Genomic DNA, 13,817 nt, shown 5'->3' with positions numbered 1-13,817 from the left:
GGGTAGTGATGTGTCCGAGGGGGGACTTGAACCCCCACGTCCGTTAAGGACACTAGCACCTCAAGCTAGCGCGTCTGCCATTCCGCCACTCGGACTTGCTGATGTGAGAAGAGTATACGTCGCCCTGGAGGCCTCAATCAGGGGGGTCCGTATCGTCACGCAGACCTACATTGAGACGATGATCGGTTACCCTCTGACAACCTCCGCGCGCCCAGATGGTCACATATCCCCAGGTCGGAAGCATAAAGTGCGAAGCGTGACGGCTTGTCGCAGTAAGTAGCAGGCCATGGGGAATCAAACCCGGGCACCGGGCGCTTACAACGGCGTGAAGAAGATTGGTTTCCTGTCCTTCGGCCACTGGTCGCCGAGCGCGCACTCCGAGACGCGGTCCGCCGCCGACTTCCTGCATCAGTCGATCGACCTGGCCGTCGCGGCCGAGGAGCTCGGCGTGGACGGCGCGTACTTCCGGGTGCACCACTTCGCGCGGCAGGCGGGCAGCCCGTTCCCGTTGCTCTCGGCGATCGGGGCAAGGACGTCGAGGATCGAGATCGGCACCGGCGTGATCGACATGCGCTACGAGAACCCGATGTACATGGCCGAGGAGGCGGGCGCCGCCGACCTCATTTCGAGGGGCAGGCTTCAGCTCGGGGTCAGCCGGGGATCCCCGGAGCAGGTGATCGACGGCTGGCGGTACTTCGGTTACGGGCCGGAGGAGGGGCAGACCGTCGCGGACATGGCCCGGCAGCGCACCGAGGTCTTCCTCAAGCTGCTCGAGGGCGAGGGGTTCGCGCAGCCGAATCCGCGGCCGATGTTCGCCAACCCGCCGGGGCTGTTGCGGCTGGAGCCGTACTCCGAGGGGCTGCGCGAGCGGATCTGGTGGGGTTCCAGCTCGAACGCGACCGCGGTCTGGGCGGCGGAGCAGGGCATGAACCTGCAGAGTTCCACGCTCAAGGACGACGAGACGGGCGAGCCGCTGCACGTTCAGCAGCGCAAGCAGATCGAGGCCTACCGCGAAGCCTGGAAGGAGGCCGGCCACCAGCGCGAGCCGCGGGTGTCGGTCAGCCGCAGCATCTTCGCGTTGACCAACGACCTGGACCGCGCGTATTTCGGCCGCGATCGGAACTCTCGGGACCAGGTCGGCATGATCGACGAGACGACCAGGGCGATCTTCGGGCGGTCGTACGCCGCCGAGCCGGACGAGCTGGTGCGGGCGCTCAAGGAAGACGAGGCGATCGAGGCCGCGGACACCCTGTTGCTGACCATCCCGAACCAGCTCGGCGTCGACTACAACGCGCACGTCCTGGAGAGCATCCTCACGCACGTGGCACCGGAGCTCGGCTGGCGCTGAGAATGCGCGGTTCGGCGGTGGGTAGAGGCCGTCCCGCTCGTTACGATCGGGGCATCCCCGGCCATCGGAGGGTCCCGTGAGACTGCCCCGATCCCTGTCCTGCCTGGTCCTGGCGTTCGGCCTGGCGCTCCCGGCGACCGCGCACGCGAGCGCTCAAGCCCCGCTCGGCGGCGGGAGTGTGTTGCAGAGCAGCGCCGCGACGCGGTGCACAGCCGGGTTCGCCGCCGTCTCGGGCAAGACCGGCTACCTGATCGCGAGTTCCGCCTGCGGCAGGCCCGGCGACACCATCCGCAGCGCGGGCCGGGTGGTCGGGGTGGTCGTCGGCACTCAGGTCCCGCCGACCGGCGCGATCGTCATCCGCGTGACCAATACGACCGACTGGCGGCTGGTGGGCTCGATCCCGCCCGTCGACAGCCGGGTGACGATCACCGGGTCGGTCGAGGCCCCGGTCGGATCGTCGGTGTGCCGGTACGGCGCGACCACCGGCTGGCACTGCGGGATCATCCAGGCGAAGAACGTGTCGATCACTTTCCCCGAAGGAACGCTGACCGGCTTGACCCGCACGTCCGTCTGCGCCGAGCCGGGTGACCACGGCGGGCCGTTCGTCAGCGGGACGCAGGCGCAGGGAGTGCTGGTCGGCGGCAGCGGGAACTGCTCCAGCGGCGGCACGACCTACTTCTACCCGGTCAACCGCGTCCTGTCGGCTTACGGGCTGACGCTCGTCACCGGCACCTAGAACGGCAGGACCCTCGGATACGGGGGAGGGGAATGCCGGGCGAACGCCGGGGTGGTCGTCACCCGGGCTTCCCCGACGGCGTCGAAGATCGTCTGGTGTTCCGGCGCGAGCTTGCCGGCCTCGGAGTTCAGCGCGGCGGGCGCGTCCGACGGCCAGTGTCCGGCGTCCAGCCGCCGCTCCAGTGTGCGCAGGGCGGTGATCTCCTCGGACGCGGTGAACACACAATGCCCGGCGCGGTTCACGAACAGCTGACGGAGATCGCCGTCCGGCCCGGCTCGTTCGGCGTAGGTGCGTTCGTGCGCCGCCGGCGCGGCGCCGTCCGCGACGGTGTGCATGGTCAGCACCGGGACCGGCGTGCGTCCCAGCGGTAGCCCGAAGCGCGCCAGATACCCGACCGCGGCCGGATCGGGCGCGACCCGCGGCGCCTTCGCCAGCCTGTCGAGGTCGGCGTCGAGGTCGAGTCCAGCCTCCGCGTAGGCCCGTTCCACGAGTGGCCGCTCGCCGGCCTTCGCGAGGATCCGCCGGTAGTCGACGCCCACGTTCCAGCTCGGGTTGCCGCCCGCGCGCTGCTCCAGCGCGACCCTGTCCACGCCGAAAGCGCTGACGCGGTAGAAGCGATCCCATACGCCCTGCCAGAAAACCTGATCGGCGACCGCCTGCGGCCGGGGCCGGGTGGCGTCGAACCAGCCGGGGATTCCGGCCAGCGCGTTCGCCAGCGCGAGCCGGGCCTGGCCATGCGGGTTCGCGGTGGCGGCCCGCACCACGTCGGTGAACCGGCCAGCGTTCGCCGCGGGATCCGCGATCCGCACCAGGTCCAGCCTCGCGTCGAGCAGCGTGTTCAGCGCGAACCCGAGATCGAGACCGGAGTTCCAGTGCGCGGCCCCGCCGGCGAGGTTGCCGCAGAAGGTCATCAAACCGGCGAACCGCCGCGGGTTCCGCTCGGCGAGCAGGGTCGCGGTGATCGCTCCCACCGATTCGCCCGTCGCGATGGTCCGCCGCGGCTTGCCGACCGTGCGGGAAAACCAGTCGTGCAACCGGATCTGGTCGCTCAGCGCCTCCTCGATCGACCAGCCGCGCACGGTCCGGTACTGGGACGCGGCCAGCGCGTACCCCTGCTCCAGCAGATACGACTCCGTCGTGGGCTGTGAGGTCAGCGCGATCCGCTCCGGCTCCGGATACGCCAGGGAGTACATCCCGTGACTCCACAGCATGAGCGTGCCGTTCCAGTTTTCCGGAACCAGCACCAGATAGCGCGCGCCTTCGAGTTCGCCCTCGTACCTGGCGACCGGCTCGGCGGCCGCGGCGCGGGGAACCAGCAGCCCCAGGAAGATCGTGAACAGGGCCAGGAGAACGAGACCACGTCGGGCCATGACGACCACCCCCGCGGCTCATCTTTCGCCGCGCCGGGTGAAGTGTCGAGGTCCGGTCGGCCTAACTGAAGAGAACCGAGCGCAGGAGAAGCCGGTCCGAACCGCGACCGCCGTAAGGGCGGAGCGAAAAGTAGGAGTCGCTCTTGCAGTCGTCGTCCAGGAACACCACCGCGGTCGAGTCGGTGTTGTTGCGCGGACGGAACGCGTCGACGTCCCAGTCGGCGATTTCGGGGATTTCGATGCATTCGCCGCTGGGCGGGTCCACCAGGACGCCGATCTGGAGCTCTTCGTCTTCGTCGTAGTAGCGGTAGGTGAATTCGCCCTCGGCCGCGGAAGCCACCGCGGGGATCGTGAAGCACAGGGCGACGGCGCTGGCGACGGCGAGGAAAGCGGTACGTGTACGCATGGTTCGACGTTAGGACGGTGATCAACATCTCCGGTAGGTCTCGCGGCCGGATCCACTCTTGGAGGTGGACCGAAGTCCGGTCGGTGATCGATAGTGAGCGGCATGTACACCGGCAACCCCGACGTCCCCGACGACGTTTTCGCGGACGTCCTCGCCCAGATCGACGACTTCGTCCGCACCCGCGTGATGCCTCGCGAGCTGGAGATCATGAGCACGGACGCCATCCCGGCCGACCTGCGGGCGCAGGCCGCGGAGATGGGGTTGTTCGGGTACGCGATCCCGCAGGAGTGGGGCGGGCTCGGCCTCGATCTGGTGCAGGACGTCGAGGTGGCGATGACGCTGGGTTACACGTCGTTGGCGTTGCGATCGATGTTCGGGACGAACAACGGGATCGCCGGGCAGGTACTGGTCGGGTTCGGCACGGACGAACAGCGGGCGCGGTGGCTGCCGGGTATCGCGTCGGGTGAGATCGTCGCGTCGTTCGCGCTCACCGAGCCGGGTGCCGGATCCAACCCGGCCGGTCTGCGGACCAGCGCGAAGCCGGACGGCGACGGCTGGGTGATCGACGGCGGCAAGCAGTTCATCACCAACGCCACCGAGGCCGGGCTGTTCGTGGTTTTCGCGCGTATCGACACCGGCATCGCGGTGTTCCTGGTGCCCGCGGACGCGCCTGGCATCACGGTCGGGGCGAAGGACGCCAAGATGGGGCAGGAGGGTTCGCGTACCGCGGACGTGACGTTCTCGCAGGTCCGCGTCGGGCCGGAGGCGCTGGTCGGCGGGGACGGGGAGGTCGGGTACAAGGCGGCGATGACGTCGCTGGCGCGCGGCCGGATCCATATGGCGGGCCTGGCGGTCGGGACGGCGCAGCGGGCGCTCGACGAGTCGGTCGCCTACGCCGCCACCGCGACCCAGGGCGGTACGCCGATCGGGGATTTCCAGCTGGTGCAGGCGATGCTCGCGGATCAGCAGACCGGTGTGCTCGCCGGCCGGGCGCTCGCCCGTGAGGCGGCTCGGGCGTACGTGACAGGGGAGGACCGGCGGATCGCGCCGTCGGCGGCGAAGCTGTTCTGCACCGAAATGGCGGGCAAGGCCGCCGATCTGGCGGTGCAGGTGCACGGCGGCAGTGGCTACATGCGCGAGGTCGCGGTCGAACGCATCTACCGCGACGTCCGGTTGATGCGGCTGTACGAGGGCACCAGTGAGATCCAGCGGCTGATCATCGGCGGTGGCCTGGTGCGGGCCGCGAAGAAGAAAGCATGACCCGGCCACTCGAAGGGGTCACGGTCGTCGCCATCGAGCAGGCCGTCGCCGCTCCGCTGGCCACCCGCAACCTCGCCGATCTCGGCGCGCGCGTGATCAAGGTCGAACGCGTCGACGGCGGGGATTTCGCGCGTGCCTACGACCACGCCGTGCACGGAAGCGGCGCGCATTTCGTCTGGCTCAACCGCGGCAAGGAGTCGCTCGCCGTCGACCTCAAGACCGCCGAAGGCCGCGACGTCGTCCGGCGGCTGGTCGCGAAGGCCGACGTGTTCGTGCAGAACCTCGCCCCAGGCGCGGCGGAGCGGCTCGGCTTCGGTGATCCGCGGGCGGATCACCCGGAGCTGGTCGTGGTGAACCTGTCCGGCTTCGGCTCGGGCGGGCCGATGGAGCAGCGCAAGGCCTACGACATGCTGATCCAGGCCGAGGCCGGGCTCATCGCGATCACCGGCACCCCGGAAGCCCCGGCGAAGACCGGCATCCCGACCGCCGACATCGCCTCGGGCATGTACTGCGCGCAAGCCGTGCTGGCGGCGTTGCTGCGCCGCTGGCGCACCGGCGAGGGCGCGACGATCGAGGTCTCCATGCTGGAGGCCACCGTCGAATGGATGGGATACGCGCTCAACACCCGGATGTACGCCGGGACCGAGCCGGAGCGGATGGGGCTGAGCCACAGTTCGATCGCGCCGTACGACGCCTTTCCCACGCGCGACGGCCAGATGCTGATCGGCGTCCAGAACGACACCGGCTGGCGCACCCTCGTCACCGACGTCCTCGACGCGCCCGAGCTCGCCGACGACCCGCGCTTCACCACGAACGTGCGGCGCGTGGCCCACCGCGCGGAATGCGACGCCGCCGTCGCGGCCCGGACCTCCCTGTGGTCCAACAGCGAACTCGACGAAAAGCTCGCCGCGGCAGGGGTTCCCGCCGCCCAGCTCAAGGACGTCGGCCAGGTCGCCGATCATCCCCAGCTGCGGGCGCGCGACCGGTGGCGCAAGGTCGGCACCGGATCCGCCCGGATCGACGCTTTGCTGCCACCGGTGACCTTCGACGATTTCGAGGCGTGCATGGGCGACGTCCCGGCGCTGGGCGAACACACGCGAGCGTTGCTCGTCGAGTCCGGAGTGGACGCCGACGACTACCTTCGCCGGGGCATCGCCCGCTGAATTCCGGGAGCGACTGGAGGAACTCCAGGTTTACGCTCGAGATCATGCGATTCGCCATCAAGACTTCGCCGCAGGACACCGTCTGGTCCGACATGCTCGCCGTCTGGCAGGCCGCCGACGAGATCGAGCTCTTCGAATCCGGCTGGACCTTCGATCACTTCTATCCCATTTTCTCGGATTCGACCGGTCCGTGCCTGGAAGGGTGGGTGACGCTCACCGCGCTCGCGCAGGCCACGAAACGGCTCCGGCTGGGCACGCTGGTCAGCGGGATCCACTATCGCCACCCCGCGCTTCTCGCGAACATGGCCGCGACACTGGACATCGTTTCCGGCGGACGGCTGGAGATCGGTGTCGGCGCCGGCTGGAACGAGGAGGAATCCGGCGCGTACGGCATGGAACTGGGCACCATCAAGGAACGCAGTGACCGGTTCGAGGAGGCGTGCGAGGTGCTCGTCGGCCTGCTGACCCAGGAGACCACCACGTTCCAGGGTCAGCACTATCAGCTGACCGACGCCCGTTGTGAACCGAAGGGCGTGCAGAAACCGCATCCGCCGATCTGCATCGGAGGCAGCGGCGAGAAGCGGACCCTGCGCACGGCCGCGAAGTACGCCCAGCACTGGAACTTCGTCGGCGGCACGCCGGAGGAGTTCGCGCACAAGCGCGAGGTGCTGCACCGGCACTGCGCGGACATCGGCCGGGATCCGAAGGAGATCACCTTGTCCTCGCACGTCCGCCTCGGCACGGACGGGGATTACGCCAAGGTCGCCGCGGACGCCGAAGCCCTCGGTGAGGCGGGCCTCGACCTGGCGATCATCTACCTGCCGCCGCCGCACACCCCCGCCGTGCTGGAGCCGCTGGCGAAGGTGCTCGAACCGCTGCGCTGAGAGCCTGTTGGCGGAGCTGGGGCCGGGCGTGAGAGATATGACCAGGTCGCGCCCTGCCGACGCGGGTTCACCAACAGACACCGAGGTCTCGAAGACCGGCCGGGGAGCGACCGCCCGTTGCGGAACCGGCCGGTCTCGCTATACGGTGACAGAACTAGAACAGGTTACAGTTCTGCACGGTGGGCGGACCGAGGAGCGGACATGGCGAACAGGGCTGCGCGCGGCGACGAGGCCGACTACGTGGTCGTCGGATCGGGCAGCTCGGGCGCCGCGATCGCGGGGCGGCTGGCGGAGTCCGGTGCCAGCGTGATCGTGCTCGAGGCGGGGAAGAGCGACGACAAGCTGCTCGTCAGGAAGCCGGGGCTGGTCGGCCCGATGCACGCGGTGCCCCAGCTCAAGAAACCGTTCGACTGGGGCTACTATTCGGTGCCGCAGAAACACGTTCTCGATCGCCGCATGCCAGTGCCGCGCGGCAAGGTGGTCGGCGGCTCCAGCTCCATCAACGGCATGGTCTACGTCCGCGGCAACCGCGCCAACTTCGACTCCTGGGCCGCCGAGGGCAACAAGGGCTGGGACGCCGACAGCGTCAACGCCGCGTACAAGCGGATGGAGGACTTCGAGGACGGCGAGAGCGAGTTCCGCGGCGCGGGCGGCCCGATCCGGGTCACCCGCAACAAGACACCGCAGGAGGGCACGCTCCAGTTCCTCCAGGCGACCGCCGAAGCGATCGGCTGCGAGATCCTCGACGACTACAACGCCGGGTCGCAAGAGGGCGTCAGCCGGATGCAGCAGAACGCCGCCGACGGCCTGCGCTACAGCGCCTCGCGCGGTTACATCCACCATCTCGCGCCGGCCACGCTGGAGGTCCAGTCCGGGGTGCTGGCGAAGAAGGTGGTCATCGAGAACGGCCGCGCCGTCGGCGTCGAGGTCGTCGACGCGAACGGGGGACAGCGGATCCTCCGCGCGGGCAAGGAGGTCATCCTCTCGGCGGGTTTCGTCGGGTCCGCGCAGCTGCTGATGCTGTCCGGGATCGGCCACGCCGAGCACCTCAAGGAACACGGCATCGACGTCGTCGCGGACCTGCCGGTGGGCGACAACCTGCACGACCACATGTTCCACGCGCTGACCTTCCGCGCGTCGTCGAGCAAGAACCGGGGCACGCCGCCGTACTTCGCGCGTGGCCTCGTCAGCGAACTGATGCGGCCCGGGACGACGTTCCTGGCGAACTCGGTCTTCGAGGCGGTCGCCTTCCTCAAGACCTCCCAGGCCGCCGAGGTGCCCGACCTCCAGCTCCACCTCCTGCCGTGGGCGTACGTGACGCCCAACCAGGACGCGCCGATCCGGCACGACGTCGACAAACGGCCCGCGCTCACCGTGCTGACCACGCTGATCTACCCGAAGAGCCGCGGCACGCTGCGCCTCGCTTCGGCCGATCCCACGGCCCCGCCGTTGATCGACCCGCAGTATCTGTCCGACCCGGCGGATCTCGAACTGCTCGGCGAGGGCTCGGAGATGGTGCGCGAGATCTTCGCGTCGAGGGCCTTCAACGGCTCGATCAAGGAAGAACTCCACCCGGGCAAGTCGCTGCAGGGACAAGAACTGCGTGACGCGATCCTGAACCGCGCGACGTCGGTCTACCACGGGGTCGGCACCTGCCGGATGGGCGTCGACGAGCTCGCCGTCGTGAGTCCCGACCTCAAGGTCCGCGGCGTCGACGGCCTGCGGGTCTGCGACGCCTCGATCATGCCGTCGATCACCGGCGGCAACACCAACGCGCCCGCCATCATGATCGGCGAGATGGGCGCGCAGCTCGTTCTTCAGGACAACTGACGGAAAGAGGGCCATGACCGTCACACCGCTCGCGCTCACCCGACCGGCGTCGGTGACCGACGCGTTCCTCCAACGGCTCGTCGCCCGGGTGCCGGGCTCGTCCGGCGCGACCTGGAAACTCACCGAGGTCTACACCGGTGACGTGCTCGTCGAGCTGCCCCAGTCGACCCCCGCCGACATCGAGCAGGCGTTCACCACCGCGCGCTCCGCGCAGGAGAAATGGGCCGCCACACCGCTCAAGCAGCGGCTGGAGGTGTTCAAACGGGCGCACACGCTCTTCGTCGACAACGCGACGGCCGTCACCGACCTCATTCAGGTCGAGAGCGGCAAGAACCGGCGGATGGCGATCGAGGAGACCTGCGATCCGGCGATGGTGATGAGCCATTACCTCACGCGGGCCGCCAAACTGCTGGCGCCGACCAAACGGGGCGGGCCGGTCCCGTTCCTGACGACGTCCACCGAGATCCGGCAGCCCAAGGGCGTGGTCGGGATCATCGCGCCGTGGAACTTCCCGTTCGCCACCGGCATTTCCGACGCCGTCCCGGCGCTGATGGCCGGCAACGCGGTGGTGCTGAAACCCGACAACAAGACCGCGCTCTCCCCGCTCTACGGCGTCGAGCTGCTGGAGAAGGCGGGACTGCCGAAGGGGTTGTTCCAGGTCGTGTGCGGCGAGGGCCCGGACGTCGGCCCGACGCTCATCGACCAGGCGAACTACGTGATGTTCACCGGTTCCACCGCCACCGGCCGGGTGATCGGCGAACGGGCGGGCCGCAACCTCATCGGCTGCTGTCTCGAACTCGGCGGCAAGAACCCGATGATCGTGCTCGAAGACGCCGACCTCGCCGAGACCGTGCAGGGCGCGATCTTCGGCGCTTTCGGCAACACCGGGCAGATCTGCATGCACATCGAGCGGATCTACCTGCCGGAATCCCGTTACGACGAGTTCAAGAACGCGTACGTGGCCAAGACCAGGGCACTCGACGTCCGCGCCGCCTACGACTTCGGGCCGGACATGGGCTCGCTCGTCTCCGTCGACCACATGAGCCGGGTCAAGTCCCATGTGGACGACGCCGTGACCAAGGGTGCGACCGTCCTTTGTGGAGGAAAGCCGCGGCCCGACCTCGGCCCGGCGTTCTTCGAACCGACGATCCTCGAAGGCGTCACGAAGGACATGCTCTGCGGTGTCACCGAAACGTTCGGACCCGTTGTCGCACTGCACAAGTACCGCACGGTCGACGAGGCCGTCGCACTCGCCAACGACACCGAGTACGGCCTCAACGCCTCGGTCTGGGGCACCGACGTCGGCGCCGCGCGGGCCGTGGCCGCGCGGATCGAGTCCGGCAACGTCAACATCAACGACATCCTGGCCACCGCGTACGCCTCGAAGGGGACGCCGTCCGGCGGGGTCAAGAACTCGGGCGTCGGCGCCCGCCACGGGGACCAGGGCCTGCTCAAGTACACCGACGTGAAGAACGTGGCAGTGCTCAAGAAGCAGGTCATGGGTCCCCGCGGCGGCCAGACCTACGAGAAGTACGTCGAGGGGATGCTGTCCGGGCTGAAACTCATGCGGCGGTTGCGCATCCGCTGAACGTCGTCGGTGTGCCTGCGGTCCCGTGTCGCGAAAGCCACTTTCGGGACACCAGAAGTCCCGAAAGTGGCTTTCGCGACATGCCGGATGCACTCGTCCGCCGCGCTAGACCGTGTCCACGGAGTCGGTGTGCTGCGGCGCGGCCAGCACGCAGACGATGCTCAGCACGCACATGCCGACCAGCAGGCCGATCGCCGGCCAGATACTGCCGGTCGCCTGGAACAGCAGCGTCGACACCAGCGGCGAGAGCCCGCCGAAGAGCGCGCCCGCCAGCTGGTACGACAGCGAGATGCTGGTGTACCGTGCCCGCGGCCGGAACATCTGCGACAGCACGGCGGCGATCGGGCTGTAGGTCGCCGTCATCGCCAGGCGCATCGCCACGAACGCCGCGATGATCAGCGCCGCGTTCTTGGTCGAGAGCACCAGGAACTGCGGAGCGGCGAGCACGGCGACACCGGCCAGGCCGATCACGACCACCCGCACCCGGCCGAAGCGATCACCGAGCCAGGCCGCGCCGAAGCTGACGACCAGTTCGACGAACGCGGCGATGGTGAGCGCGTTGAGCACCAGCGATTCGGAGATGCCGACGGCCGGATCGGTCGCATACGCCGTCGCGAAGGTGGTGACCAGGTAATAGCCGCCGACCGCGACGGGCAGCACACAGATGCCCAGCAGGATCGGCTTCCAGTTCGTCCGGACGGCGTACAGGATCGGCACGCCGGTTTCTTCGACGGTCTCCTCGAAGACCGGGGACTCTTCGACCTTCAGCCGCACGATGAGGCCGACGCCGATGAGGAGCACCGACGCGAAGAACGGGATCCGCCAGCCCCACGTGGTGAGCCATTCGGTGCCGCCGGTGCTCAGGAGACTGAACAGACCGGTGGCCAGCAGAGCGCCCGCCGGGTTCCCCGCCTGCGCGAAGGCGCCGTAGAAGGTCTTCTTGTCCGGCGGCGCGTGTTCGACGGCCATGAGCACGGCGCCGCCCCATTCGCCGCCGACAGCGAGCCCCTGGACGAACCTGAGCACCACGAGCAGGATGGGCGCCCACGTGCCGATCTGCGCGTAGCCGGGCAGACAGCCGACGAGGAAGGTCGCCGCGCCCATCATGGTCAGGGTCACCACGAGCGCGGTCTTGCGGCCGACCCGGTCACCGACGTGCCCGAACACGATGCCGCCGAGCGGCCGCGCGAAGAAGCCGACGGCGTACGTCGCGAAGGCCGCCGCGACGCCGGTCAGCCGGTCGCCGGTTTCGGGGAAGAACACGGTGCCGAAGACCAGGCTCGCCGCCGTGGCGTAGATGTAGAAGTCGTACCACTCGATCGTGGTGCCGACGAAGGCCGCGAGCCCGGCCCGGCGGGCGCGGCGGAGCGAGTGGGTGCCGGTCTGGACGGTCATCGGGCCACCTCGCCGTCGATCCAGGTTTCGAGCACGCGGATACCGGCGATCCGGTCCGGCTCGCAGGTGAGGGGATTCTCGCCGAGCAGCACGAAATCGGCGCGTTTGCCGGGGGTGATCGAGCCGAGGTCGCGTTCACGGCCGAGCACCCTGGCGCCGGCGATCGTGTGGGCGGCGACGGCCGACCGGACGTCGATCAGCAGGTCGTCGCCGCCGAGCCGGTGACCGCGGCGGGTCGTCCTGGTCACCGCGGTCTGGATGGCTTCGAGCGGGTTCGGCTCCGCGACCGGGGCGTCCGAGCTCAGCGTGACCGGGACGCCCGCCGCCTGGAATTCGCCGAGGGGGTTGAACCGCTCGCCGGGGGTGCCGACGGCGTCGGTGACGCCTTCGCCCCAGTTGTAGTAGTGCTGCGGCTGGTTGACCGGGTGGACGCCGAGCGCGGCCATCCGCTCGATCTGCTCCGGGGACGGCAGCCCGCAATGCTCGATGCGGTGCCGGGCGTCGGGCCGGGGATTCCGTTGCTGCGCGTCCTCGATGGCGTCGAGCACCATGGCGATCGCGTCGGGGGACTGGGCGTGGGTCGCGGTCTGGAGCCCGGCCTCGTGCGCCTTGCCGATCAGCGCCGAGTAGTCCTTCGGGTCGTGGTAGAGCTGCCCGGTACGGCAAGGATCGCCGACGTAGCCGTCCGGGAAGTACGCGGTCCAGCCGCCGAGCGTGCCGTCGGCGTAGAACTTGATCCCCGCGAACGCGAGGCGCGTGGTGCCGAAAGCGCCGTGCAGCCCCATTTCCAAGGCCTGGTCGAGCAGATGTGACAGCAGGTACATGTGGACGCGTGTCTTGAGCTGCCCGGCTTCGTCCAGCCTCAGGTACATGTCGAACTCGCGGCGCGTCACCTGGGCGTCGCCGATCGCGGTCACCCCCGCGGCGAGGAACTTCTCCTGCGCGGCGGCCAGCTGCCGCGCGTGCTCCTCCGGCTCGTCCTCGAGGTGGAAGTTCGGCCCGTGCCGCCCGACCTTCACCCCCGTGACGCCGGTGAGGATGTTGCACGCCGCGTCCGACAGCTCCCCGGTGAGCTCGCCTTGCTCGTCACGGAAGAACACCCCGCCGTCGGGATCCGGGGTGTCGCGGGTGACGCCGTTGCGCCGCAACGTGAAGCTGTTGACCACGCCGCCGTGGCCGCTCGCGTTCATGAGGTAGACCTCGCGGTCTTCAGCGACCGCGTCGAGTTCTTCCTTGCGCGGATGGCGTTTCTCGGCGAGGTTGCGGTGCTCGTAACCGTAACCGCGGACGGGCCTGCCCGCCGGGGTGTTCTCGGCCGCCTCACGCAGCAGCGCGACGATCTCGGGAATGGTCGACGCGCGCTCGGGACCGCAGTCGACCCAGGTCATCATCTGCCCGTACATCAAGGGATGCGCGTGCGGATCGACGAAGCCCGGCAGGAGCGTGCCCGGCAGCCGTCGCACCTCCGGCTCGGGGTGGCCGAGACCCGCCGCGCGGGCGCGGCACTCGTCCACGGAGCCGACCGCGGCGATCTCCTCGCCGAACACGAGCACCGCTTCGGCGCCTTCCGTGGCGTCGTCGACGGTCACCAGTTCGTCGGGATGCAGGATCGTCGCTCTCGCGTCGAGGACTGAACGATCGAGGGGCAGCAGACGCATCGCGCGGACTCCAGGGGTTCGACGGTGAAGTGGGGCGAAGGTAAGCGACGAAAACCCTGAGCGCAATCAGATCGGTCGTGCACGGACGGTGTTCACGATTGATTTGACGGCGATCATGAACATAACGCGCTATCTCTGCGGTTCGAGAGGGGTTCTTGTCGGTGATATGGTGCGGCACG

General features: G+C 69.0%; 11 protein-coding genes and 1 tRNA gene. 7 read left to right on the top strand and 5 right to left on the bottom strand.

The features are described from left to right. Positions 1–11 precede the first annotated feature (11 nt). Positions 12–95 (bottom strand) — tRNA-Leu (locus NQK81_RS05720). Between the two features lie 230 nt (positions 96–325). Between NQK81_RS05720 and NQK81_RS05715 the strand changes: the two genes are divergently transcribed. Together NQK81_RS05715 and NQK81_RS05710 are read left to right on the top strand one after the other, a co-directional pair. After that, on the top strand, positions 326–1,348 hold the full coding sequence (locus NQK81_RS05715) for an LLM class flavin-dependent oxidoreductase (protein ID WP_257489700.1): 1,023 nt from the start codon (positions 326–328) through the stop codon (positions 1,346–1,348). 76 nt (positions 1,349–1,424) lie between these two features. Next, on the top strand, positions 1,425–2,084 hold the full coding sequence (locus tag NQK81_RS05710; protein ID WP_257487359.1) for a S1 family peptidase: 660 nt from the start codon (positions 1,425–1,427) through the stop codon (positions 2,082–2,084). Here NQK81_RS05710 and NQK81_RS05705 read toward each other — a convergent pair. After that, on the bottom strand, positions 2,081–3,454 hold the full coding sequence (locus NQK81_RS05705) for an alpha/beta hydrolase family protein (RefSeq protein WP_257487358.1): 1,374 nt from the start codon (positions 3,452–3,454) through the stop codon (positions 2,081–2,083). The two genes, NQK81_RS05710 and NQK81_RS05705, sit on opposite strands and share 4 nt — an antisense overlap. A gap of 61 nt (positions 3,455–3,515) precedes the next feature. Beyond that, on the bottom strand, positions 3,516–3,860 hold the full coding sequence (locus tag NQK81_RS05700; RefSeq protein WP_257487357.1) for a hypothetical protein: 345 nt from the start codon (positions 3,858–3,860) through the stop codon (positions 3,516–3,518). Between the two features lie 102 nt (positions 3,861–3,962). Here NQK81_RS05700 and NQK81_RS05695 point away from each other — a divergent pair, with 102 nt between their 5' ends. The 5 genes from NQK81_RS05695 (at position 3,963) to NQK81_RS05675 (ending at position 10,585) form a co-directional block, all read left to right on the top strand. Beyond that, positions 3,963–5,120, top strand: a complete 1,158-nt coding sequence (locus NQK81_RS05695; protein ID WP_257487356.1) for an acyl-CoA dehydrogenase family protein — start codon at positions 3,963–3,965, stop codon at positions 5,118–5,120. Next, a complete protein-coding gene (locus NQK81_RS05690; protein WP_257487355.1) occupies positions 5,117–6,283 on the top strand; it encodes a CaiB/BaiF CoA transferase family protein in 1,167 nt (388 codons plus the stop codon). The genes NQK81_RS05695 and NQK81_RS05690 overlap by 4 nt, the downstream gene beginning before the upstream one ends. Before the next feature lie 44 nt (positions 6,284–6,327). After that, positions 6,328–7,167 carry an LLM class F420-dependent oxidoreductase gene (locus NQK81_RS05685; protein WP_257487354.1) on the top strand — a complete coding sequence of 280 codons (840 nt, stop codon included), beginning with the start codon at positions 6,328–6,330 and terminating at the stop codon, positions 7,165–7,167. 201 nt (positions 7,168–7,368) lie between these two features. Then, the gene (locus tag NQK81_RS05680; protein WP_126731264.1) at positions 7,369–8,997 is read left to right on the top strand and encodes a GMC family oxidoreductase; all 1,629 of its coding nucleotides are present in this window, start codon (positions 7,369–7,371) and stop codon (positions 8,995–8,997) included. Positions 8,998–9,010: 13 nt separating this feature from the next. Then, positions 9,011–10,585, top strand: coding sequence for a succinic semialdehyde dehydrogenase (locus NQK81_RS05675; RefSeq protein WP_257487353.1), 1,575 nt, complete (start codon positions 9,011–9,013; stop codon positions 10,583–10,585). Between the two features lie 105 nt (positions 10,586–10,690). Here the strand turns inward: NQK81_RS05675 and NQK81_RS05670 are convergent, their stop codons facing one another. Continuing rightward, a complete protein-coding gene (locus tag NQK81_RS05670) occupies positions 10,691–11,980 on the bottom strand; it encodes an MFS transporter (protein WP_257487352.1) in 1,290 nt (429 codons plus the stop codon). Then, positions 11,977–13,638, bottom strand: a complete 1,662-nt coding sequence (locus NQK81_RS05665; protein WP_257487351.1) for an amidohydrolase — start codon at positions 13,636–13,638, stop codon at positions 11,977–11,979. The genes NQK81_RS05670 and NQK81_RS05665 overlap by 4 nt, the downstream gene beginning before the upstream one ends. Positions 13,639–13,817: the final 179 nt, after the last annotated feature.

Origin of the sequence: Amycolatopsis roodepoortensis, assembly GCF_024628825.1 — a bacterium.
Classification (GTDB): domain Bacteria; phylum Actinomycetota; class Actinomycetes; order Mycobacteriales; family Pseudonocardiaceae; genus Amycolatopsis; species Amycolatopsis roodepoortensis.
Note: the sequence above shows the minus strand (reverse complement) of the source record. Positions and strands in the feature narration are given on the sequence as shown.